At 70.1% G+C, this 19,928-nt stretch carries 24 protein-coding genes and 1 tRNA gene; 18 read left to right on the top strand and 7 right to left on the bottom strand.

All coding sequences use genetic code 11. The features are described 5' to 3' along the window. Both DEP02_RS06845 and DEP02_RS06840 read left to right on the top strand, forming a co-directional pair. On the top strand, positions 1-757 hold a 757-nt coding region (locus tag DEP02_RS06845), incomplete at its 5' end, for an RDD family protein (protein WP_232838987.1). Between the two features lie 96 nt (positions 758-853). Next, positions 854-1,522 (top strand): RDD family protein, encoded by a 669-nt coding sequence (locus DEP02_RS06840; protein WP_112466433.1) that lies wholly within the window; start codon positions 854-856, stop codon positions 1,520-1,522. 34 nt (positions 1,523-1,556) lie between these two features. Here the strand turns inward: DEP02_RS06840 and DEP02_RS06835 are convergent, their stop codons facing one another. Beyond that, positions 1,557-1,835 (bottom strand): hypothetical protein, encoded by a 279-nt coding sequence (locus tag DEP02_RS06835; protein WP_198668322.1) that lies wholly within the window; start codon positions 1,833-1,835, stop codon positions 1,557-1,559. 483 nt (positions 1,836-2,318) lie between these two features. On the opposite strand from DEP02_RS06835, the gene DEP02_RS06830 reads away from it, so the two are divergent. Both DEP02_RS06830 and DEP02_RS06825 read left to right on the top strand, forming a co-directional pair. After that, positions 2,319-4,667, top strand: a complete 2,349-nt coding sequence (locus tag DEP02_RS06830; RefSeq protein ID WP_112466431.1) for an immune inhibitor A domain-containing protein — start codon at positions 2,319-2,321, stop codon at positions 4,665-4,667. Positions 4,668-4,789: 122 nt separating this feature from the next. After that, complete coding sequence (locus DEP02_RS06825; RefSeq protein ID WP_112466430.1) at positions 4,790-5,122, top strand: hypothetical protein; 333 nt, start codon at positions 4,790-4,792, stop codon at positions 5,120-5,122. A gap of 654 nt (positions 5,123-5,776) precedes the next feature. On the opposite strand, the gene DEP02_RS06820 is transcribed toward DEP02_RS06825, so the two are convergent. Next, a complete protein-coding gene (locus DEP02_RS06820) occupies positions 5,777-6,364 on the bottom strand; it encodes a nicotinamidase (protein WP_112466429.1) in 588 nt (195 codons plus the stop codon). A gap of 91 nt (positions 6,365-6,455) precedes the next feature. Next, positions 6,456-7,802 carry a nicotinate phosphoribosyltransferase gene (locus DEP02_RS06815; RefSeq protein WP_112466428.1) on the bottom strand — a complete coding sequence of 449 codons (1,347 nt, stop codon included), beginning with the start codon at positions 7,800-7,802 and terminating at the stop codon, positions 6,456-6,458. A gap of 186 nt (positions 7,803-7,988) precedes the next feature. Between DEP02_RS06815 and clpS the strand changes: the two genes are divergently transcribed. The 8 genes from clpS to DEP02_RS06775 all read left to right on the top strand — a co-directional run bounded on the left by clpS (position 7,989) and on the right by DEP02_RS06775 (position 13,625). After that, on the top strand, positions 7,989-8,306 hold the full coding sequence (clpS, locus tag DEP02_RS06810; RefSeq protein WP_112466427.1) for an ATP-dependent Clp protease adapter ClpS: 318 nt from the start codon (positions 7,989-7,991) through the stop codon (positions 8,304-8,306). Between the two features lie 12 nt (positions 8,307-8,318). Beyond that, a complete protein-coding gene (locus DEP02_RS06805; protein WP_112466426.1) occupies positions 8,319-8,924 on the top strand; it encodes a DUF2017 domain-containing protein in 606 nt (201 codons plus the stop codon). Between the two features lie 445 nt (positions 8,925-9,369). Beyond that, entirely contained in the window at positions 9,370-10,797 is a 1,428-nt protein-coding gene (locus DEP02_RS06800) for an amino acid permease (RefSeq protein WP_112466425.1), read from the top strand. Positions 10,798-10,942: 145 nt separating this feature from the next. After that, on the top strand, positions 10,943-11,365 hold the full coding sequence (locus DEP02_RS06795) for a M67 family metallopeptidase (RefSeq protein WP_112466445.1): 423 nt from the start codon (positions 10,943-10,945) through the stop codon (positions 11,363-11,365). 178 nt (positions 11,366-11,543) lie between these two features. Beyond that, positions 11,544-11,639 carry a putative leader peptide gene (locus DEP02_RS35440; protein ID WP_332871930.1) on the top strand — a complete coding sequence of 32 codons (96 nt, stop codon included), beginning with the start codon at positions 11,544-11,546 and terminating at the stop codon, positions 11,637-11,639. Positions 11,640-11,759: 120 nt separating this feature from the next. Continuing rightward, positions 11,760-12,038 carry a MoaD/ThiS family protein gene (locus tag DEP02_RS06785; protein ID WP_112466423.1) on the top strand — a complete coding sequence of 93 codons (279 nt, stop codon included), beginning with the start codon at positions 11,760-11,762 and terminating at the stop codon, positions 12,036-12,038. A 17-nt stretch (positions 12,039-12,055) separates the two neighbouring features. After that, the gene (locus DEP02_RS06780; protein WP_112466422.1) at positions 12,056-13,006 is read left to right on the top strand and encodes a PLP-dependent cysteine synthase family protein; all 951 of its coding nucleotides are present in this window, start codon (positions 12,056-12,058) and stop codon (positions 13,004-13,006) included. A 112-nt stretch (positions 13,007-13,118) separates the two neighbouring features. Beyond that, positions 13,119-13,625 (top strand): hypothetical protein, encoded by a 507-nt coding sequence (locus DEP02_RS06775; RefSeq protein ID WP_112466421.1) that lies wholly within the window; start codon positions 13,119-13,121, stop codon positions 13,623-13,625. 24 nt (positions 13,626-13,649) lie between these two features. On the opposite strand, the gene DEP02_RS06770 is transcribed toward DEP02_RS06775, so the two are convergent. Further along, positions 13,650-14,132 carry a type II toxin-antitoxin system PemK/MazF family toxin gene (locus DEP02_RS06770; RefSeq protein WP_112466420.1) on the bottom strand — a complete coding sequence of 161 codons (483 nt, stop codon included), beginning with the start codon at positions 14,130-14,132 and terminating at the stop codon, positions 13,650-13,652. 215 nt (positions 14,133-14,347) lie between these two features. On the opposite strand from DEP02_RS06770, the gene DEP02_RS06765 reads away from it, so the two are divergent. Further along, positions 14,348-15,100, top strand: coding sequence for an MBL fold metallo-hydrolase (locus DEP02_RS06765; protein WP_112466419.1), 753 nt, complete (start codon positions 14,348-14,350; stop codon positions 15,098-15,100). A gap of 66 nt (positions 15,101-15,166) precedes the next feature. Here the strand turns inward: DEP02_RS06765 and DEP02_RS06760 are convergent, their stop codons facing one another. Next, entirely contained in the window at positions 15,167-16,432 is a 1,266-nt protein-coding gene (locus DEP02_RS06760) for a PTS transporter subunit EIIC (RefSeq protein WP_112466418.1), read from the bottom strand. A gap of 247 nt (positions 16,433-16,679) precedes the next feature. Here DEP02_RS06760 and DEP02_RS06755 point away from each other — a divergent pair, with 247 nt between their 5' ends. From DEP02_RS06755 to rdgB, 3 genes are all read left to right on the top strand, one after another. Then, positions 16,680-16,913, top strand: coding sequence for a PTS sugar transporter subunit IIB (locus tag DEP02_RS06755; protein ID WP_112466417.1), 234 nt, complete (start codon positions 16,680-16,682; stop codon positions 16,911-16,913). Between the two features lie 80 nt (positions 16,914-16,993). Next, complete coding sequence (rph, locus tag DEP02_RS06750) at positions 16,994-17,719, top strand: ribonuclease PH (RefSeq protein WP_112466416.1); 726 nt, start codon at positions 16,994-16,996, stop codon at positions 17,717-17,719. 16 nt (positions 17,720-17,735) lie between these two features. Further along, on the top strand, positions 17,736-18,338 hold the full coding sequence (gene rdgB, locus DEP02_RS06745; protein ID WP_112466415.1) for an RdgB/HAM1 family non-canonical purine NTP pyrophosphatase: 603 nt from the start codon (positions 17,736-17,738) through the stop codon (positions 18,336-18,338). Positions 18,339-18,389: 51 nt separating this feature from the next. Here rdgB and DEP02_RS06740 read toward each other — a convergent pair. Beyond that, positions 18,390-18,473, bottom strand: a tRNA-Leu gene (locus tag DEP02_RS06740). A gap of 114 nt (positions 18,474-18,587) precedes the next feature. Then, a complete protein-coding gene (bcp, locus tag DEP02_RS06735; RefSeq protein ID WP_112466414.1) occupies positions 18,588-19,055 on the bottom strand; it encodes a thioredoxin-dependent thiol peroxidase in 468 nt (155 codons plus the stop codon). 130 nt (positions 19,056-19,185) lie between these two features. On the opposite strand from bcp, the gene DEP02_RS06730 reads away from it, so the two are divergent. Then, the gene (locus DEP02_RS06730) at positions 19,186-19,515 is read left to right on the top strand and encodes a DUF3618 domain-containing protein (RefSeq protein ID WP_112466444.1); all 330 of its coding nucleotides are present in this window, start codon (positions 19,186-19,188) and stop codon (positions 19,513-19,515) included. A gap of 55 nt (positions 19,516-19,570) precedes the next feature. Continuing rightward, a complete protein-coding gene (locus DEP02_RS06725; RefSeq protein WP_112466413.1) occupies positions 19,571-19,927 on the top strand; it encodes a GroES family chaperonin in 357 nt (118 codons plus the stop codon). The last annotated feature ends 1 nt before the right edge of the window (position 19,928 follow it).

Raw genomic sequence — 19,928 nt, 5'->3', positions numbered from 1 at the left:
CGCTCGGGCCGGTGCCCAGCCGCAGGGTCAGGTCGGCGCCCGCCCCGGGGCCGCTGCCCCGCAGGCTTCCGCCGCCGCTTCCTCCCCGCCCCTGCCCCAGCGGCCCGGAGCCCCCCAGGCCACGTCCGTGCCGCTGACCAGTGGGCCCGGTGGCGGGCAGTCCTCGTGGGCGCAGCAGGTGCACCAGCTGGCGGGGGCGGGCGACGAGCAGCCCGTCGCGCCCTGGAAGCCGCCGGTCGAGGACCCGTTCCAGGCGGCGGCGCGACGGCAGGCGGCGGCCCGCCCGGCCGGTCTCGGCAAACGGCTGGCCGCGCGGCTCGTCGACTCGGTCGTCGTCGCGGGCGTGACCGCGGTGGCCGCCGTACCGCTCGGTGCCAAGGCGGTCGACCACATCAACGACAAGATCGACGCGGCCAAGCTCTCCGGCCGCACGGTCACCGTCTGGCTGCTGGACGGCACCACGGGGACGTACCTCGGCATCGTCCTCGCCGTACTGCTGCTCTTCGGTGTCGTCTACGAGGTCCTGCCCACGGCCAAGTGGGGCCGCACCCTGGGCAAGAAGCTGTGCGGTCTGGAGGTACGGGACATCGAGGCCCACGAGCCCCCGGCCTTCGGCCCGGCCCTGCGCCGCTGGCTCGTCTACAGCGTCCCCGGCCTGGTCGGTGTCGGTCTCGTGGGCGTGGTGTGGTGCCTGTTCGACCGGCCGTGGCACCAGTGCTGGCACGACAAGGCGGCGCACACGTTCGTGGCCGGCTGACCGGAGCGACGCGGACCGCACCCGGCCGGGCGGTCGAGGTCATCCGTACGGCCCGCCCCGGGTGCGGGGCGGGTCCGCTCGCGGTGCACTCGGCGCATGAGCACCGAACCGCCCCCCGGCTCCGGACCGCAGCCACCGCCCCCCGGCGGGCAGCCGCCACCCCCGGGCGGCGGCCCCGAGGGCGGAGGGCCGTACGGCGGAGGTCAGGAAGGCGGCGGCCCGTACGGCCCCGGTGGTCCCCATGACGGTGGAGGCGGCCCGTACGGACCCGGTGGGCCCTACGGCGGCGGCCCGTACCCCGGCGACCCCCTCGCCGGCATGCCCCCGCTCGCCGACAGCGGCAGGCGCACCCTCGCCCGGATCATCGACCTGATCCTGGTGGGGATCGTCGTCGCGCTGATCACCTGGGCGCTGCGGATCAACGAGTACGCGGTGAACGCCGAGAACGTGCAGGTCGGCAAGTCCGTGGCGCAGTCGGTCGTCGGAGTGGTGCTCTACACGGCCTACGACACCTTCATGATCGCCAGAACCGGGCAGACCCTCGGCAAGAAGTGGCTCGGCCTGCGCGTGGCCAACCTGGCCGGCGGCTCCACCCCGTCCGTCCCGATCTCGCTGGCACGCGCCGCGGTGCTGTGGGTCCCGTGCTGGTTCTGCTGCGCCTGCCTCTGGCTGGTGATCTGCGGCGGCTGGAGCTTCTTCGACCGCCCCTACAAGCAGGGTCTGCACGACAAGACGGCCAGGACGGTGGTGGTCAGCACCGGCTGACCGCGCGTCCGGGGACGGGAGGGGTCGGGAGGGGTCAGGAAGCCGTCCGTCCCCGCACCGGCTCCACCCCCGCCGAGACCGGCTCCCGCCGTACCCGCACCGGAGGCGTCACCCGTCCGGCGGCCGGCTCCACCGTGCGCGCCTTCGTCAGCGGCACCGTCATGGCGACCAGGAGGCCCAGCGCGAGCGCAGATACGGCGATGACCACGACTCCGGGGCCCGAATTCGTCCGGGACAGCAGCAACATGGCGAGCGTCGAGAAGATCACGGTGCAGGAGCCGTAGGCGAGCTGTGCGGTGGTCGGACGAGGCATGGCAATCGGTCCTCGGAAGTGGGGGTCTCCCCCCTGTGCCTCTCGCTCGGGGGAGGGTGCGGACAGGGATCTGCGGGTGTGACAAGGATGTCGGCCTGGTTTTCCACCGGCTTCCGGGCGTTCCGCCGGTCGACTCTACCGCCTGTGTGCCCGAGCGGAACCACAGGTAAGCGTGACCTGACCCAGGGTGCCGGTGCACAGGGGGCGCACGGAGTCATGAGGTCCACGAAGTGGACGGATTCGCGCGCCCGTTCGGGGTCCGTTCCGCTCGTACGGTCCCGCCGGCCCGCCGCCGTCCCCATGTCCGTAAAGCGAACGCGTGCTCCATATAGTGCAGTTGACCTGTCCAAGTCAAGGTCTGTATTTTCTCGTCAACCTCTAGTCAAATGACGTCACTTGACTACACGCGTTGCTCGCGCGCGGACATTTCCTTGCTACCAGGTTCCCTTCCGCGTGCCCGAACGCGTCAGGGAAGGACATCAAGTGACCAGTAGACCCTGGACGTTCAGAACAGCCGCGATCGGTGTCGCGATCGCGACGGCCACCGCCACGTTCTCGACGTTCGCCGTCGCGGAGGCCGCCCCGACGGCCGGCTCCGCCTCCGTGGACCGGCACGACCCACAGCCGGTCGAGCAGCACGCGCACGACCTGGACGGCCCGCTGAGCCAGACTCAGAAGGCCCAGCGCCAGGAAGCCCTGAACCAGGTCCTCGCCGGCAAGGCCGAGGTCCAGAAGCGGCACGGTTCGAAGGTCGTCGAGCTCAAGGGCAAGAAGGGCGACACCAAGTACGTCGAGCTGGGCCGCGAGAAGACCGACAGGATCTTCACCATCCTGGTCGAGTTCGGCGACAAGACCGACCCGCGGTACGGCGGCACGCCCGGCCCGCTGCACAACCAGATAGCCGAGCCGGACCGCAAGAAGGACAACAGCACGGACTGGAAGGAGGACTACAACCGGCAGCACTACGAGGACCTGTACTTCGGCACCGGCAAGAACGTCGAGTCGGTCAAGAAGTACTTCGAGACCCAGTCCTCGGGTCGCTACTCGATCGAGGGCGAGGTCTCCGACTGGGTGAAGGTCCCCTACAACGAGGCCCGTTACGGCTCCAACAAGTGTGTCCCCGACAACTGCGCCTGGTACGTGGTGCAGGACGGCGTCAACGCCTGGGTCGACCAGCAGAAGGCGGCCGGCCGGACCGACGCCCAGATCAGGGCCGACCTCGCCCAGTACGACCAGTGGGACCGCTACGACCACGACGGCGACGGAAACTTCAACGAGCCGGACGGCTACATCGACCACTTCCAGATCGTGCACGCCGGTGAGGACGAGTCCGCCGGCGGCGGCGCCCAGGGCGAGGACGCGATCTGGGCCCACCGCTGGTACGCCTTCGGCACCGACGCCGGCGCCACCGGCCCCGAGTTCAACAAGCTCGGCGGCGCGCAGATCGGCGACACCGGCATCTGGGTCGGCGACTACACCATCCAGCCGGAGAACGGCGGCCTCGGCGTCTTCGCCCATGAGTACGCCCACGACCTCGGCCTGCCGGACGCGTACGACACCGCGGGCGGCGAGAACTCCTCCGGCTTCTGGACGCTGATGTCCTCCGGTTCCTGGCTCGGGCGCGGCAAGGACGCCATCGGCGACCTGCCCGGCGACATGAGCGCCTGGGACAAGCTGCAGCTGGGCTGGCTGAACTACGACATCGCCAAGGCCGGCGTGAAGTCCGCGCACAAGCTGGGTCTGGCCGAGTACAACACCAAGCACCGGCAGGCCGTGGTGGTCACCCTGCCCGACAAGCCGGTCACCACCGAGGTCGTCACCCCGGCCCAGGGCACCATGCAGTGGTGGAGCGGCAGCGCCAACAACCTGAGGAACACGCTGACCCGGTCCGTGGACCTCACCGGCAAGTCGTCGGCCGGCCTCACCCTCGACGGGTGGTACGACATCGAGGCCAACTACGACTTCCTCTACGCCGAGGTCTCCACCGACGGCGGCGCCAACTTCACCGCGCTGGACGGCACGGTGGACGGCCGGCCGATCCCGCGCGACGGCAGCGACAAGCCGGTGCTGACCGGCTCGGTCGACGGCTGGAAGAAGCTGTCGTACTCCCTGGACGACTACGCCGGCCAGAAGATCCAGTTCCGCTTCCGCTACCAGACCGACGGCGGTGTGGCGCTGAAGGGCTTCGCGGCCGACCGGATCACCCTGACCGCGGACGGCGCGGTGCTCTTCGCGGACGACGCCGAGAGCGCGGACGCGGCGTGGACGGCGAACGGCTTCTCCCGGATCGGCGCGTCCTTCACCAAGGACTACAAGCAGTACTACATCGCCGAGAACCGGCAGTACGTGTCGTACGACACCTCGCTGAAGACGGGCCCGTACAACTTCGGCTTCCTCGGCACCGACCGTCCGGACTGGGTGGAGCACTTCCAGTACCAGAACGGCCTGCTGATCTGGAAGTGGGACACCTCCCAGGTCGACAACAACACCAGCAGGCACCCGGGCGTCGGTCTGGCCCTGCCGGTCGACTCGCACCCGGCCGCGCTGAAGTGGTCCGACGGCACGCTGATGCGCAACCGCATCCAGGCCTACGACGCGACGTTCAGCACGTACGGCACGGACGGCATGACGCTGCACAAGTCGGGCGTGAAGACGAAGATCAAGTCCTCGAAGGGGGTCTCGGTCTTCAACGACCACACCAACACCTACTGGGACCCCGCGAACCCGGGCGGCAGTGTCAGGGTCACTGACACCAACACCAAGATCAAGATCACCAAGGAGGCCAAGGACGGCTCCACGATCGAGATCGAGGTCGGCCGCGCGGTGAAGTAGCCAGTATCTTCGCAGGTCAGACGCGTATCGGCGGCAACCCCTTGGCGGGTTGCCGCCGATCGTGTTTAGGTGCCTGCTATGGCTTCCTTATTGACACCGACCAGAACGGGGGATGTGACCGCATGGCCGCAGGAGGTTTCTGCAAGCTGCCGAACGGCACCGTGGTGGTGGCGCTGAACCTGCCCAGTCCCGCCCCCGACGGTGTCGGCGGCGTCCGCGTACTGGTCCACGCCCGCAACCGCGCCCGCGCCCTGACCCGCCTGCGCAACCTGGGCCTGCGCGCGATCTACCTGCGCGGCAACGCGGCCCCACCCACCCCGGACGAGATCACCGCGGTCCTCCACCACCCCGACGGCCTGATATGGCGCACGTCCCCCGACAACGCTGTCGACGCCCTGGAACTGTGGCACCCGATCAGAACCCTGCTGCGCCGCGAGACGGCGCCACGCGCGTAGCGCCTGGCGGCGGCGCGCGTGCCTGGCGGCGGCGCGTATGCCTGGCTGGGGCACGGGTCTGGCCGGGGCGCGGGTCTGAGGGCGGTCGTGTGTGTGGCGACGGCGCCTGCCTGGTGGGGGAGGGTGTGTCCGGCGGGGGTGGGTCCGATGGCGGCGGATGCGTGTCCGGCGGGGGCCTGTGACTGGTGGCGGTGTGTGTCCAGCAGGGGCGGGTGGGTGGTGGCGGTGCGTGTCCGGCGGGGGCCTGTGGGTGGTGGCGGTGCGTGTCCGGCGGGGGCCTGTGACTGGCGGCGGATGCGTGTCCGGCGGGGGCCTGTGACTGGTGGCGGTGCGTGTCCAGCAGAGGCGGGCGGGTGGTGGCGGTGCGTGTTCGGCGGGGGCGGGCGAGTGGTGGCGGCGCGGGTCCGGTGGCGCGGGTCCGGTGGCGGCGGGTGTGTGGCGCGGTGGCGTGGGCCTGGTGGTCGTGTCCGTCGGGCGGTGGAGACGGTGGTGATCGCGGAGGTGGCGGCGGCCGGGTGCCTGTTCACGCGCGCAGCCGTGCCCGAGCTCTGGCCCGGCTGCGCAACCTGGGGCTGCGCGCGTAGTGGTGGTGATCATGGGAGGCGGGCACGCCGGTGGTGTAGTGGGTGGCTGTGCCGCCGGGGACCCGCGGGGTCAGGCGACGACCGGCTTGCCGGTGAGTTCCACGCCTGCCTGGCGCAGCTCCTCCAGGGCCCGGTCGGTGGTGGCCGCGCTCACGCCGGCGGTGAGGTCGAGGAGGACCTGGGCGCGGAAGCCCTCCTTGACGGCGTCCAGGGCGGTGGCGCGGACGCAGTGGTCCGTGGCGATGCCGACCACGTCCACCTCGTCGACCTCGCGGGCCTTGAGCCAGTCGGCCAGGGAAACGCCGTTCTCGTCCGTGCCCTCGAAGCCGCTGTAGGCCGCCGAGTAGGCACCCTTGTCGAAGACGGCGTCGACCGCACCGGAGGCCACGGCGGGGGCGAAGTTCGGGTGGAAGCCCACACCCTCCGTGCCCGCGACGCAGTGCGCGGGCCAGGAGCGGACGTAGTCGGGGTTGTCGGCGAAGTGCCCGCCGGGCGCGATGTGGTGGTCACGGGTGGCCACCACGTGTCGGTAGCCGGCGGATGCCTGTCCGATCAGCTCGGTGATCGCGGCGGCGACGTCGGCGCCCCCGGTCACCCCGAGGCTGCCCCCCTCGCAGAAGTCGTTCTGCACATCAACGACGATCAAGGCGCGGCGCATGGTCGGTGTCCTTCGGGTATCGGGTCGGCGGCGGGTATCGGGCCGGCGGCGTGGAAACTCTCGGCGGTGTGTCGAAGCGGGGGCACTCGTTTTAGTTACCCGAGCCCTCGTGGACGTACTCCGTCGGAAGGACGGGTTCCCCCCGGGAGAGCTGCGTCGCGGACAGCGGCAGACCGGCGCGGGCGGCCGCGTGCCGGTCCCGGGCCACGTCCAGCGGCTCGCGGGCGACCACCTCGCCGCCCTTGACCAGCTCGACCAGCAGCTGCTGGTCGGCCAGCGCGTCCGGCACCGGCCCGGTGCCCACCACCTCGGCCTCCGCGACCCCGCCCGCGTCCAGCCGGCGCGCCGCCCACTTGCGGCCGCCGACGGAGGTCTTGCCGCCGGTGGACTTCTTCGCCACCGGCACCAGCGGCGCCTCCGGATCGGCGCTCTCGGCGCGGGCGACCAGCTTGTAGACCATGGAGGCCGTCGGATGGCCTGAGCCGGTCACCAGCTGGGTGCCGACCCCGTAGGCGTCCACCGGCGCCGCCGCGAGCGAGGCGATGGCGTACTCGTCCAGGTCCGAGGTGACGATGATCTTCGTGTCCCGGGCGCCCAGCTCGTCCAGCTGACGGCGCACCCGGTGCGCGACCAGCAGCAGGTCGCCGGAGTCGATGCGCACCGAGCCCAGCTCGGGTCCGGCGATCTCCACGGCCGTACGGACCGCCTCCGCCACGTCGTACGTGTCCACCAGCAGCGTCGTGTCCCGGCCCAACGAGTCGACCTGCGCCCGGAAGGCGTCCCGTTCGCTGTCGTGCAGCAGGGTGAAGGCGTGGGCGGAGGTGCCGACGGTGGGGATGTGGTACCGGAAGCCGGCGGCCAGGTCCGAGGTGGAGGTGAAGCCGCCGATGTAGGCGGCCCGCGCGGCGGCCACCGCGGCCAGCTCGTGGGTGCGGCGGGCGCCCATCTCGATCAGCGGGCGCCCGCCGGCGGCCGAGGACATCCGGGAGGCGGCGGCCGCGATCGCGGAGTCGTGGTTGAGGATCGACAGGATCACGGTCTCCAGCAGCACGCACTCGCCGAACGACCCCTCCACCCGCATGACCGGCGAGCCCGGGAAGTAGACCTCGCCCTCGGGGTAGCCCCAGATGTCACCGCTGAACCGGTAGTCGGCGAGCCACTCCAGCGTCGCCTCGTCGACGGCCTCACGCTCCCGCAGGAAGCGGAGCACGCCCTCGTCGAAGCGGAAGTTCTCCACCGCGTCCAGCACCCGCCCGGTGCCGCCCACGACACCGTAGCGGCGGCCGTCGGGCAGCCGCCGGGCGAAGACCTCGAAGACGCTGCGCCGCTCGGCGGTCCCGGCCTTCAGGGACGCCTGCAGCATGGTCAGCTCGTAGTGGTCGGTGAAGAGCGCCGTCGAGGGCACGTTCACCGGCAGCCCAAGGTCCGCGACATCCACCAGAGCTCTCTCCTGCACGTGTCTTTCGGGGTGGTCCCGGCGGCGGCCGGGTGTCCGGGGACGTCCCCCGGGGGATACAGCACGACGAAGAATCGTACTCTCATTTCGTCATTCTGACGATTTGAGGGCCCGTGGGGTGGATCACGGCGGTGCCCGTTTGTGCGGGTACCCCCTCGGGATGGCAGCATGGGCCGTGTGACGGCAGCCGCACCCATCGAGATCGAGAAGACAGAGTCGGCGGAGGAGGTCTTCGCCGTACCCGAGCCCGACGTCCCCTGGGTGACGATCGTCCACAACGACCCCGTCAATCTCATGAGCTACGTCACGTACGTCTTCCAGACGTACTTCGGCTACTCCAAGGACAAGGCCACCAAGCTCATGCTCGACGTCCACCACAAGGGCCGGGCGGTCGTCTCCAGCGGAAGCCGCGAGGAGATGGAACGGGACGTGCAGGCCATGCACGGCTACGGTCTGTGGGCCACCCTCCAGCAGGATCGGAAGTAGCGAACCCCCTCCATGGCAGGACACTTCGAACCGCTCCCCGGCGGTGGCGCGGCCATCGCCCTCGACGACGTCGAGATCTCCATCATCCGTTCGCTGGCCGTGCAGCTCCTGGAGCTCATCGGCCCAGGCCCCGCCGCGGACGCCCCCGGCGACCCGCTCGCCGGACTGTTCGCCGAGGGCCCGAGCGAGCCGCCCTCCGACCCGGTCCTCAAACGGCTCTTCCCGAACGCCTACTGCGACCCCGAGGAGTCCCCCGGCACCCCGCAGGACGCCGCCGAGCAGCGCGCGCACTCGGCCGAGTTCCGTCGCTACACCGAGAACGACCTGCGCGCCGGCAAGCGGGAGAACGCCCTCGCGGTGATCCACTCGCTCAACGCGCTCGCGCCCGCCGGCGAGGGCGGGGCGGTGCTGGAGCTGTCCGTGGAGGACTCCAGGCGGTGGCTGGGCGCGCTCAACGACCTGCGCCTGGCGATCGGCTCCCGGCTGGAGATCGCCGACGAGGACGACACCGACGACTTCTACGACCTGCCGGACGAGGACCCGCGCAAGCCGATGGTGATGGCCTACCTGTGGCTGGGCGCACTCCAGGAGAGCCTCGTCTCCACCCTTATGCCGTAATCCCTCCGGAACCTCCCGGAACCCTCCGGACTCCCCTGGAGCCCCGGAACATCTCCCGCGCGCTCTCCCGGACATTTCCCAGGCCCGTTCCGGGCGCCTCCCGGATCCCTTCCGGGCATCTCCCGGTTTGTGCGGATTTGGTGTTCGCTCAGCGGACGCTCAAATCCGGATAACGATCCGGTTACCGCGATGGCCGGTTATGGCTCCTCCGCGTGCGGTTTGTCCGCTTCTTCCTGTGGGATGCATCACTCAGCTCTCCGGCGATCAGCGTTGCGACCGTGGTACATCTTCACGACCGCCCGGCGAACACCACCCGCGTTCGACCAGGCGCGCCATCGAGTCGGCAACCGCCGGCCAGGCACAACTCCATCAATCCTGGGGGGGATTCGAGACCCGACCCGCGGCCCACACGGCCCGGGCCGACATGGAGAAAGGCGCACAGCCCATGACCTCACCGCAGGTCACCGAAGCCCCTGAAGAGGGGTACGAGCGTGGACTCGGCACCCGCCAGATCCAGATGATCGCCATCGGCGGCGCCATCGGCGTCGGCCTCTTCCTGGGAGCCGGGGCGAACATCGCCAAGGCCGGACCCAGCCTCATCGTCATGTACGGCCTCGCCGGCGTGATCATCTTCTTCATCATGCGGGCGCTCGGCGAGCTCCTGCTCTACCGCCCGGTCTCAGGATCCTTCGCGGAGTACTCCCGGGAGTTCCTCGGCCCGTTCTTCGGCTACTTCACCGCCTGGACGTACTGGCTGATGTGGGTGGTGATCGCCATGGCCGAGCTGACGGCCGCCGCGATCTACATCCACTACTGGTTCCCGGCCATACCGCAATGGGTCACCGCCCTGGTCTTCCTGATCATGCTCTTCGGGGCCAACCTGATCTCCGTCAAGCTGTTCGGCGAGATCGAGTTCTGGTTCTCGATGGTCAAGGTCACCGCCATCATCGGCATGATCGTCATCGGCCTCGGCGTGCTCACCTTCGGCTTCAGCGCCGCCGGTGACACCGCCGCCGTCTCCAACCTCTGGCAGTTCGACGGCTTCTTCCCCAAGGGCATCGGCTCCTCCCTGATGACCCTGCAGGGCGTGATGTTCGCCTACCTCGCCGTCGAACTGGTCGGCGTCACCGCCGGCGAGTCGAAGAACCCGGAGAAGACCCTCCCCAAGGCCATCAACACCCTGCCCTGGCGCATCGCCCTGTTCTACGTCGGCGCCCTCACCGTCATCCTGTGCGTGGTGAAGTGGACCGAGTTCGGCCCGGGCGTCAGCCCCTTCGTGAAGGCGTTCGCGGTCATCGGCATCCCGGCCGGCGCGGGCATCGTCAACTTCGTGGTGCTCACCGCGGCCCTGTCCTCCTGCAACTCCGGCATGTACTCCACCGGCCGCATGCTGCGCACTCTCGCGGACAACGGCGAGGCCCCCCGGGTCTTCCGCCGGCTGTCGGCCTCCAGGACCCCGGCGCTCGGCATCGGCATCTCCGTCGCCTTCATGGGCATCGGCGTGGTGCTGAACTACATCGTCCCGGAGAAGGCCTTCGGCTACGTCACCTCCGTCGCCACCGCGGCCGGCATCTGGACCTGGCTGATGATCCTGATCAGCCACATCCTGTACCGGCGTGGCGTCGAGGCGGGCCGGCTGCGCGCCTCCTCCTTCCCGGCGCCGGGCGGCTCGGTCTGCTCCTACATCGCCATCGCGTTCCTGCTCCTCGTCACCTGCATGATCGCCTACGACCCCGAGGCCCGCGTCTGCCTGTACGTGATGGCGGGCTGGGTCGTCGCCCTCAGCGTCGGCTGGGCGGTCCTCAAGGCCCGCAACCCGCAGGTCACCGAGCGCCGCGAGCCGCAGCTCGAAAAGGCCGGAAAGGCCGGCTGACCCGGCGGCGCTCCCCGGACCGGACGTCCGGCGGGGGCGGGAACACTCCTGGCGCCCGTTCCCGCCCCCGCCCAGGACGTCCACCATGTGGACCGCCCCGTACCACCCCTCGGTACGGGGCGGTCGTCTGTCTATGCTGGCCGACATGCTGACCATCACCCAGGCCCTCCACGACCAGATCGTCGCCCACGCCCGCAAGGACCACCCGGACGAGGCGTGCGGCGTCGTCGCCGGCCCCGTGGGCTCCGACCGGCCCGAGCGGTTCATCCCCATGGTCAACGCGGCCCGCTCGCCCACCTTCTACGAATTCGGCTCCCAGGACCTGCTCAAGCTGTACCGGGAGATGGACGACCGCGACGAGGAGCCGGTCATCATCTACCACTCCCACACCGCGACCGAGGCCTACCCCTCCCGCACCGACGTCGCCTACGCCAACGAGCCGGGCGCCCACTACGTCCTGGTGTCCACGGCCGACATCGACGGTCTCGGCGAGTTCCAGTTCCGCTCGTTCCGCATCGTGGAAGGTGAGATCACCGAGGAGGAGGTCAAGGTGGTGGAGGCCTACTGACGGGCGTACTGACGGGCGTACTGACGGGCGTACTGACGGGCTCACTGCCCGGCGTGAACCGGCCCGCAACGGCCCGCAACGGCGCGCACATCTCGCACATCTCGCAGCGTGGATGAGTATCGTCCGAGGGGCGAGATCGCATTCCAGGTCCCGGACCGGGAATCGATACGATGACCCCATGGTTTGCAACGACGTGAGCGATCAGACGCCGGGCACGCTGCTCGTGGCGCGGCTGCACGTCGACCTGTGCAGGCTGAACAGCGCCATCTGTTGACGTCCCCTGCCGCCGTGCGGCCGTGAGCCGCGGCGCTCCCCCAGTGCCGAAAGCCGGGGGAGAACCCCATCGCGCGCCCCCCGAACCGAACGACACCCTTTCCGACAGGAGTCCGCAACCATGGCCATCGAGGTCCGCATCCCCACCATCCTCCGCCAGTACACCGACGGCCAGAAGGCCGTGGAAGGCAATGGGGAGACCCTCACCGAACTCTTCGCCGACCTCGAGACCCGGCACCCCGGCATCCAGGCCCGCATCGTGGAGGGCGAGCAGCTGCGCCGCTTCGTCAACGTCTACCTCAACGACGAGGACGTCCGCTTCCTGGACGGCATCTCCACCAAGCTCGCCGACGGCGACAACGTCACGATCCTGCCGGCCGTCGCCGGCGGCATGCGCTGATCGGTCGCTGGTCAGCGATGCGCTACGACTCCCCGCTGGCCGCGGTGGGCAACACCCCTCTGGTGTGCCTGCCGCGGCTGTCGCCGTCCGCCGACGTCCGTATCTGGGCGAAGCTGGAGGACCGCAACCCGACCGGCTCGATCAAGGACCGCCCCGCCCTGCACATGATCGAGCAGGCGGAGAAGGACGGCCGCCTCACCCCCGGCTGCACGATCCTCGAGCCGACCTCCGGCAACACCGGCATCTCCCTGGCCATGGCCGCCAAGCTCAAGGGCTACCGCATGGTCTGCGTGATGCCCGAGAACACCTCCCAGGAGCGCCGCGACCTGCTCGGCATGTGGGGCGCGGAGATCATCTCCTCACCGGCCGCGGGCGGCTCCAACACCGCCGTACGCGTGGCCAAGGAGCTGGCTGCCGAGCACCCGGACTGGGTGATGCTCTACCAGTACGGCAACCCGGGCAACGCCGGCGCCCACTACGCCACCACCGCCCCCGAGATCCTCGCCGACCTGCCCTCCATCACCCACTTCGTCGCGGGCCTGGGCACCACCGGCACCCTCATGGGCGTCGGCCGCTACCTGCGCGAGCACAAGCCGGACATACAGGTCGTCGCCGCCGAACCGCGCTACGACGACCTGGTCTACGGTCTGCGCAACCTCGACGAGGGCTTCGTCCCCGAGCTGTACGACGCCTCCGTCCTGACCACCCGCTACTCGGTCGGCTCCGCCGACGCGGTCACCCGCACCCGGGAACTCCTCCAGCAGGAGGGCATCTTCGCGGGCGTCTCCACCGGCGCCGCCCTGCACGCGGCCATCGGCGTCGGCAGGAAGGCACTGAAGGCGGGCCAGAGCGCCGACATCGTGTTCATCGTCGCCGACGGCGGCTGGAAGTACCTCTCCACCGGCGTCTACACGGCGGCCACCACCGAGGAGGCCATCGAGAAGGTCCAGGGACAGCTCTGGGCATAGCCCTGCGGACTCCGGCCGATTCGATTTCGTGACCGCGCCGAAGTTAAGCGGGGGCAGACAGGGGCAAGAAGGGCAGGGAACGGCACCTCGGGCCTGAAAGGCGACCGTCCCCATGCGCCGTACGACGCTCCACCGCACCACCGTCACCGCCGCGGCGGTGACGGTGCTCCTGGCAGGCTGCGGCGCGGGGCACGACGGTGCGGGCCCCGGGAGGGACGGTGCCGGCTCCCCGCCGGCCTCCGACTCGGCCTCTGCCTCGAAACCCGCGCCCGGCCGCACGGACCGCACCGACTGCACGGGCCGCACGGATCACGCCGAACTCACCGCCGCCGACTCCGGGCGGACCCTCTGCCTGGGGGCCGGCGGCCAGGTGCGGCTCACCCTCGACGGCACCGAGGACCGCCCCTGGACACCGGTGAAGTCCACCGGTACCGCCCTGCGGGCCACCAACGCCGGCATCGTGATCCTGCCGGGCGACGCCGTCGCCGCCTTCGACGCGGTCGCGCCCGGAACGGCCCGGCTCACCTCCACCCGCCCCCTGTGCGCGGCCGGCCCCGGCCGGCCCGGGTGCAAGGGCATCCAGGAGTGGACGGTCACGGTGAAGGTGGCGAGGGCGTGAACCGCACCCGGCGCGGACCTCCGCTCAGCCGGCCAGATACCGCACCTGGTCCCACAGCACCGGGTCGACGACCCCCACCCGGCGCCGGAAGTCCCACACCGGCACCTCCCGGACCTCGCCGGTCTCCAGGAAGCCGGCCCGCCCCTGCGCGTCCCCCACCGAGCCCGGCGGCAGGGGAATCACCCCGGTCCGCTCGTCGCGGTACTTGCTGGTGATCTCCGCGACCCTGACGTGCTTGCCGTGCACCGACAGCACCAGACAGGGCCGGTCCCTCGACCCCGGCCCCTCGTCGCAGGGCACGCCGACCCACCAGATCTCCGCCGGCTGCGGACGCGCCACGACGGTCCGGCCGTTCCGGCCGGGCCCGCCGTTGCGGCCGCCCGGGCGTCCGGGCAGCCGCATCCGCCGACGCGCGGGCCGCCCGCTCCGCCCCCAGCCGTCGACGACCGTGGCGACGAGCGCGAGCAGCACCACCGCCGCGAGCGCCGGCCACCAGGACGTGTCCATAAGGACGACGTTACCGGCGCGCGACTCTCTGTGCGCGCCCTCATCCGGACCCCATGTGCCCCACATCCAGCCGAACCGGTGACACCGCAGGTGAGTTCGCCCACAACAGCCCTTGCCGGAGGAGCGACTGAACGTTTTGCGCCTTACCCTCGACGGACCGCACGACCCCCGTCACTTTCTGTTCGCTGTTCCCCGCCAGCGGAGGTTTCTGCTCCATGAAGCTCACCGTCGTCGGCTGCTCGGGGTCGTTCCCGTCCGCGGAATCGGCCTGCTCGAGCTACCTCGTCGAGGCCGACGGCTACCGGCTGCTCCTCGACATGGGCAACGGCGCCCTGGGCGAGCTGCAGCGCCACTGCGGTCTCTACGACCTCGACGCCATCTTCCTGAGCCATCTGCACGCCGACCACTGCATCGACATGCTCGGCTACTTCGTCGCGCGCTACTACCGGTACGACGGAGGCCGCTGCGACCCCATCCCGGTCTACGGGCCCGAAGGCACCGAACACCGGCTCACCACCGCCTACGCCGACACCCCCACCGCCTCCTCCATGAGCGAGGTGTTCGACTTCCACACGGTGAAACCCGGCACCTTCGAGATCGGCCCCTTCATCGTGCACACCGACCTGGTGGCCCACCCCGTGGAGGCGTACGGCATCCGCGTCGAACACGGGGGCAGGGTGCTGACGTACTCCGGGGACACCGGGGTCAGCGACGCACTGGACGAACTCGCCCGCGACGCCGACCTGTTCCTGTGCGAAGCCGCCTTCACGGACGGCAAGGAGGACATCCCCGACCTCCACCTCAACGGGCGCGAGGCAGGCGAGACCGCCACCCGCGCCCGCGCCCGCCGCCTGGTTCTCACCCACATCCCCCCGTGGACCGACCCCCAGGTCAACCTGGCCGACGCCCGCGCGGTCTACACCGGCCCGGTGGAACTGGCGGCACCGGGCGTGACGTACGAGATCTGAGCCCGACGCGCGCGACGGCCCCGGAGCTTCTCCGCTCCGGGGCCGTCTCGCGGGTGCTGCCGGGGCCTACTTGGCCTCGGCCTTCTGCAGCTCGGCGAGCTCCTCGTCCGACTCACGCCCCGGCGTGGGCAGATTGAACCTGGTGATCGCGAAGCGGAAGACCGCGTAGTAGACCGCGGCGAAGCACAGACCCACCAGGAACAGGCCCCACGGGTTGCTCGCGATGCCCAGGTTCAGTCCGAAGTCGATCGCGCCCGCCGAGAAGCCGAAGCCGTCCTTCATGCCCAGCGCCCAGGTCAGCGCCATCGAGACACCGGTGAGCACCGCGTGGACGGCGTACAGCACCGGCGCGATGAACATGAACGTGAACTCGATCGGCTCGGTCACACCCGTGACGAACGACGTCAGCGCGACCGAGAACATCATGCCGCCGACCACCTTGCGGCGCTCCGGACGGGCGCAGTGCACTATGGCCAGGCACGCCGCCGGCAGACCGAACATCATGATCGGGAAGAAGCCGGTCATGAACTGGCCCGCCGTCGGGTCGCCGGCCAGGAAGCGGGCGATGTCGCCGTTCTTGCCCTGGTACTCGCCCGCCTGCAACCACGGGAACGAGTTCAGCAGGTGGTGCATGCCGACCGGGATCAGCGCACGGTTGGCGACACCGAAGATGCCGGCGCCGACGGCGCCCGAACCGACCAGCCACTCACTGAAGTTGTGCAGGACCATGCCGAGCACCGGCCAGATGTAGCCGAAGACGATGCCGATGACCAGGCCCGCGAAGGAGGAGAGGATCGGCACCAGACGGCGGCCGCCGAAGAAGCCCGCCCAGTCCGGCAGCCTGGTGCGGTGGAAGCGCTGGTACAGCAGGGCGACCACGAGGCCCATCACCACGCCGCCGAGGACCCCGGCGTCCACCGGCTCGTCCATCATGACGACCTTGCCGTCGACGGCCTGGGCCACCTTCGGCAGGCTCTTGTCCGTGAACGTGGCCAGCACGTTCTTGAAGACCAGATAGCCCACGACCGCCGCGAGGGCGGTGGAGCCGTCGGACTTCTTCGCGAAGCCGATCGCGATGCCCACGGCGAACAGCAGCGCCATGTTGTCGAGGATCGCGTTGCCGCCGGCCGCCATGAAACCCGCGATCCTGGTGAAGAACGCGGGGAGGGACGGATGTCCCAGCATGTCCTCGTGGCCGAAGCGCACCAGAAGGGCGGCGGCGGGCAGTACCGCCACCGGCAGCATGAGACTGCGGCCGATGCGCTGCAGCGCAGCCATCACGCCGGCGCCCTTCTTCTTCTCGGCCGCGGGAGCGGCGTTGGCTGTGGTCACAGGTCCCTCCAGTGGCGCGGCGCCGCCCGGACGAACAAGAAGGAAAGAAGAAGGCGGCTTTGTGGTCTACACCACTCAGTGGTGTAGACCTGTTGTAGCACGACGGAGCCGACGCGAGGAACCCGCCAACGGTCCCGCCTTCCCCCGGACCCGGCGAAGCACCCCCGGTTCCCGGTGTTTGGCCCCCGCCTCCGGCGTGGTGTAGACCAGTCCACAGACGGTTCGGTACCGACCAGGGAGAAGGATCATGGCCACCAAGGCTGAGAAAATCGTCGCCGGGCTCGGCGGCCTCGACAACATCGAAGAAGTCGAAGGCTGCATCACCCGCCTCCGCACCGAGGTCAACGACCCCTCACTGGTCGACGAGACCGCCCTCAAGGCCGCCGGCGCCCACGGCGTCGTCAAGATGGGCACCGCCATCCAGGTCGTCATCGGAACCGACGCCGACCCCATCGCGGCGGAAATCGAAGACATGATGTGAGCCCCCACCGTCAGTCGCCCGGAAGGGGCACTTCCCACCGCGGAAGAAGCCCCTTCCCCAGGGGGACTAGGCTCGACGCCATGTCTCGAATCGACGGCCGCACCCCCGAACAACTCCGCCCGGTCACCATCGAACGCGGCTGGAGCAAACACGCCGAGGGCTCCGTCCTCGTCTCCTTCGGCGACACCAAGGTCCTCTGCACCGCCTCCGTCACCGAAGGCGTCCCGCGCTGGCGCAAGGGCGGCGGCGAAGGCTGGGTCACCGCCGAGTACGCCATGCTCCCCCGCGCCACCAACACCCGCGGCGACCGCGAATCCGTCAAGGGCAGGATCGGCGGCCGCACCCACGAGATCTCCCGCCTCATCGGCCGCTCCCTGCGCTCGGTCGTCGACTACAAGGCCCTCGGGGAGAACACCATCGTCCTGGACTGCGACGTCCTCCAGGCCGACGGCGGCACCCGCACCGCGGCCATCACCGGCGCGTACGTCGCCCTGGCCGACGCCGTGACCTGGGCCCAGTCCAAGAAGCTGATCAGGCCCGGCCGCCAGCCGCTCACGGGCACGGTCAGCGCGGTATCGGTCGGCATCGTCGGCGGCGTCCCCCTCCTGGACCTCTGCTACGAGGAAGACGTACGCGCCGACACCGACATGAACGTCGTCTGCACCGGCGACGGCCGCTTCGTCGAGGTCCAGGGCACGGCAGAGGCCGAGCCCTTCGCCCGCGACGAACTGAACGCCCTCCTCGACCTCGCCGTCGCCGGCTGCACCGAACTCACGACCCTCCAGCAGACGGCCCTGGCGGAGTGAAGGAGCGAGCCGAAACATGACCCGCCTGATCCTCGCCACCCGCAACGCCGGAAAGATCACCGAACTCCGGGCGATCCTCGCCGACGCCGGCCTGCCCCACGAGCTGGTCGGCACCGACGCCTACCCGGAGATCCCCGACGTCAAGGAAACCGGCGTCACGTTCGCCGAGAACGCCCTCCTGAAGGCCCACACCCTCGCCCGGGCCACCGGCCTCCCCGCCATCGCCGACGACTCCGGCCTCTGCGTCGACGTCCTCGGCGGCGCCCCCGGCATCTTCTCCGCCCGCTGGTCCGGCCACCACGGCGACGACCAGGCCAACCTGGACCTGCTCCTGGCCCAACTGTCGGACATCACCGAGGAACACCGGGCGGCCCACTTCGCCTGCGCGGCGGCCCTCGCCCTGCCGGACGGCACGGAACGGGTGGTCGAGGGCCAACTCCGAGGCACCCTCCGCCACACCCCCGCGGGCACGAACGGCTTCGGCTACGACCCGATCCTCCAGCCGGACGGCGAGACCCGCACCTGCGCGGAACTGACCCCCGACGAGAAGAACGCGATCAGCCACCGCGGCAAGGCGTTCCGGGCACTGGTGCCGGTGGTACGGGAGTTGTTGGGCTGAGCGCATAGAAGCGGCCTGCGTATCGATCCTTCGATTCGCAGGCCGTTCGTGTGCGGCGGAAGGGATTCGAACCCTCAAGCCCGATCAAGGGCCACAGATCCTAAGTCTGCCGCGTCGCCATTGCGCCACCGCCGCTAGCCGCCTGCCATCGTACCGGGAGCCGCCTGCCCCCTTCTGCCTCCCCTGCATCAGGTGCTGGTGATTACGTGACAGTAGGGGCAGAGCGGCTCAAGCGGTAGCAGCTCCTCCTCAGATCCCCAGATCCCTGATGATCTTGGCCACGTGGCCGGTCGCCTTCACGTTGTAGAGGGCGCGTTCGACCTTGCCCTCTCCGTCGACGACGATCGTGGAGCGGATGACGCCGACGACCGTCTTGCCGTAGAGCTTCTTCTCGCCGTAGGCGCCGTAGGACTCCAGGACCTTCTTGTCGGGGTCGGCCAGGAGTGTGACCTTCAGGGACTCCTTCTCGCGGAACTTGGCCAGCTTCTCCGGCTTGTCGGGGGAGATGCCGATCACGTCGTAGCCGGCGTCCGCCAGCAGGTCCAGGTTGTCGGTGAAGTCGCAGGCCTGCTTGGTGCAGCCGGGGGTGAGGGCGGCCGGGTAGAAGTAGACGATGACCTTGCGGCCCGCGTAGTCGGCCAGCGACACCTCCTTGCCGTCGGCGTCGGGGAGGGTGAAGGCGGGGGCGACGTCTCCGGGCTGGAGTCGCTCGGTCATGGAAGGTCGTCTCCTCGTACGTGCCAATACCGTGTCGCTCCGAGGGTAACCGGGGGTGCCGACGGCGCGGTCGGAGCGAGAGCTGACAGACTGTGCCGAACAGGCATCAGTGGACTTCGGAGGCGGTACGGTGGCGGACACCGCGGACACCAGAACCCCGGCTGAGATCGAGGCGGACATCAGGCGCCGCCGCGAGGCGCTGGCCGAGACGCTCGACGAGATCGGGATGCGGGTGCACCCGAAGACCATCGTCGGGGACGCCAAGGCCAAGGTCGCCTCCCATGTCGACCACACGCTCGGACGGGCCTACGTGCAGGTCAACCGGGTCGTGAGCGATGTGCGGGCGCAGTTCGTGGACGAGCAGGGCGCCCCGCGTCTGGAGCGGGTCGTGCCGGTCGCGCTGGTCGCCGTCGGGCTGGTCGGGCTGCTCGCTCTGGGTGCCCGCAGGCGCCGGGGCTGAGCCGCTCGGCGACCCACCGCGTGCGGACGCGGCGGGGGCAGGTAGGTTTTCAGACGTGAGCGCCAAGAGAAATGAGCACAGCAGCCACCACGACAAGCTGCCCATCCGGATGCTGCACGACCGGGTGCTCGTCCGGCAGGACACGAGCGAGGGCGAGCGGCGTTCGGGCGGCGGCATCCTGATTCCCGCGACGGCGGCGGTGGGACGCCGGCTGGCCTGGGCGGAGGTCGTGGCGGTCGGGCAGAACGTGCGGACCGTGGAACCGGGGGACCGTGTGCTGTTCGACCCGGAGGACCGTGCCGAGGTGGAGGTGCGCGGAGTCGGGTACGTGCTCATGCGCGAGCGTGATCTGCACGCGGTGGCCGCGGACCGGTTCGAGGGGTCGGAGGACTCCACCGGCCTGTACCTGTAGA

Source organism: Streptomyces triticisoli (assembly GCF_003270085.1).
Classification (GTDB): Bacteria; Actinomycetota; Actinomycetes; order Streptomycetales; family Streptomycetaceae; genus Streptomyces; species Streptomyces triticisoli.
The sequence above is the reverse complement of the archived record's forward strand: the minus strand, read 5'-3'. Positions and strand labels throughout refer to the sequence as shown.

Coding starts and splice junctions, on each gene's coding strand:
- DEP02_RS06840 (WP_112466433.1), top strand. CDS start 854: ATGAGCACCGAACCGCCCCCCGGCTCCGGACCGCAGCCACCGCCCCCC.
- DEP02_RS06835 (WP_198668322.1), bottom strand. CDS start 1,835: ATGCCTCGTCCGACCACCGCACAGCTCGCCTACGGCTCCTGCACCGTG.
- DEP02_RS06825 (WP_112466430.1), top strand. CDS start 4,790: ATGGCCGCAGGAGGTTTCTGCAAGCTGCCGAACGGCACCGTGGTGGTG.
- DEP02_RS06820 (WP_112466429.1), bottom strand. CDS start 6,364: ATGCGCCGCGCCTTGATCGTCGTTGATGTGCAGAACGACTTCTGCGAG.
- clpS (WP_112466427.1), top strand. CDS start 7,989: ATGGGCCGTGTGACGGCAGCCGCACCCATCGAGATCGAGAAGACAGAG.
- DEP02_RS06805 (WP_112466426.1), top strand. CDS start 8,319: ATGGCAGGACACTTCGAACCGCTCCCCGGCGGTGGCGCGGCCATCGCC.
- DEP02_RS06800 (WP_112466425.1), top strand. CDS start 9,370: ATGACCTCACCGCAGGTCACCGAAGCCCCTGAAGAGGGGTACGAGCGT.
- DEP02_RS06795 (WP_112466445.1), top strand. CDS start 10,943: ATGCTGACCATCACCCAGGCCCTCCACGACCAGATCGTCGCCCACGCC.
- DEP02_RS35440 (WP_332871930.1), top strand. CDS start 11,544: ATGGTTTGCAACGACGTGAGCGATCAGACGCCGGGCACGCTGCTCGTG.
- DEP02_RS06785 (WP_112466423.1), top strand. CDS start 11,760: ATGGCCATCGAGGTCCGCATCCCCACCATCCTCCGCCAGTACACCGAC.
- DEP02_RS06780 (WP_112466422.1), top strand. CDS start 12,056: ATGCGCTACGACTCCCCGCTGGCCGCGGTGGGCAACACCCCTCTGGTG.
- DEP02_RS06775 (WP_112466421.1), top strand. CDS start 13,119: ATGCGCCGTACGACGCTCCACCGCACCACCGTCACCGCCGCGGCGGTG.
- DEP02_RS06770 (WP_112466420.1), bottom strand. CDS start 14,132: ATGGACACGTCCTGGTGGCCGGCGCTCGCGGCGGTGGTGCTGCTCGCG.
- DEP02_RS06765 (WP_112466419.1), top strand. CDS start 14,348: ATGAAGCTCACCGTCGTCGGCTGCTCGGGGTCGTTCCCGTCCGCGGAA.
- DEP02_RS06755 (WP_112466417.1), top strand. CDS start 16,680: ATGGCCACCAAGGCTGAGAAAATCGTCGCCGGGCTCGGCGGCCTCGAC.
- rph (WP_112466416.1), top strand. CDS start 16,994: ATGTCTCGAATCGACGGCCGCACCCCCGAACAACTCCGCCCGGTCACC.
- rdgB (WP_112466415.1), top strand. CDS start 17,736: ATGACCCGCCTGATCCTCGCCACCCGCAACGCCGGAAAGATCACCGAA.
- bcp (WP_112466414.1), bottom strand. CDS start 19,055: ATGACCGAGCGACTCCAGCCCGGAGACGTCGCCCCCGCCTTCACCCTC.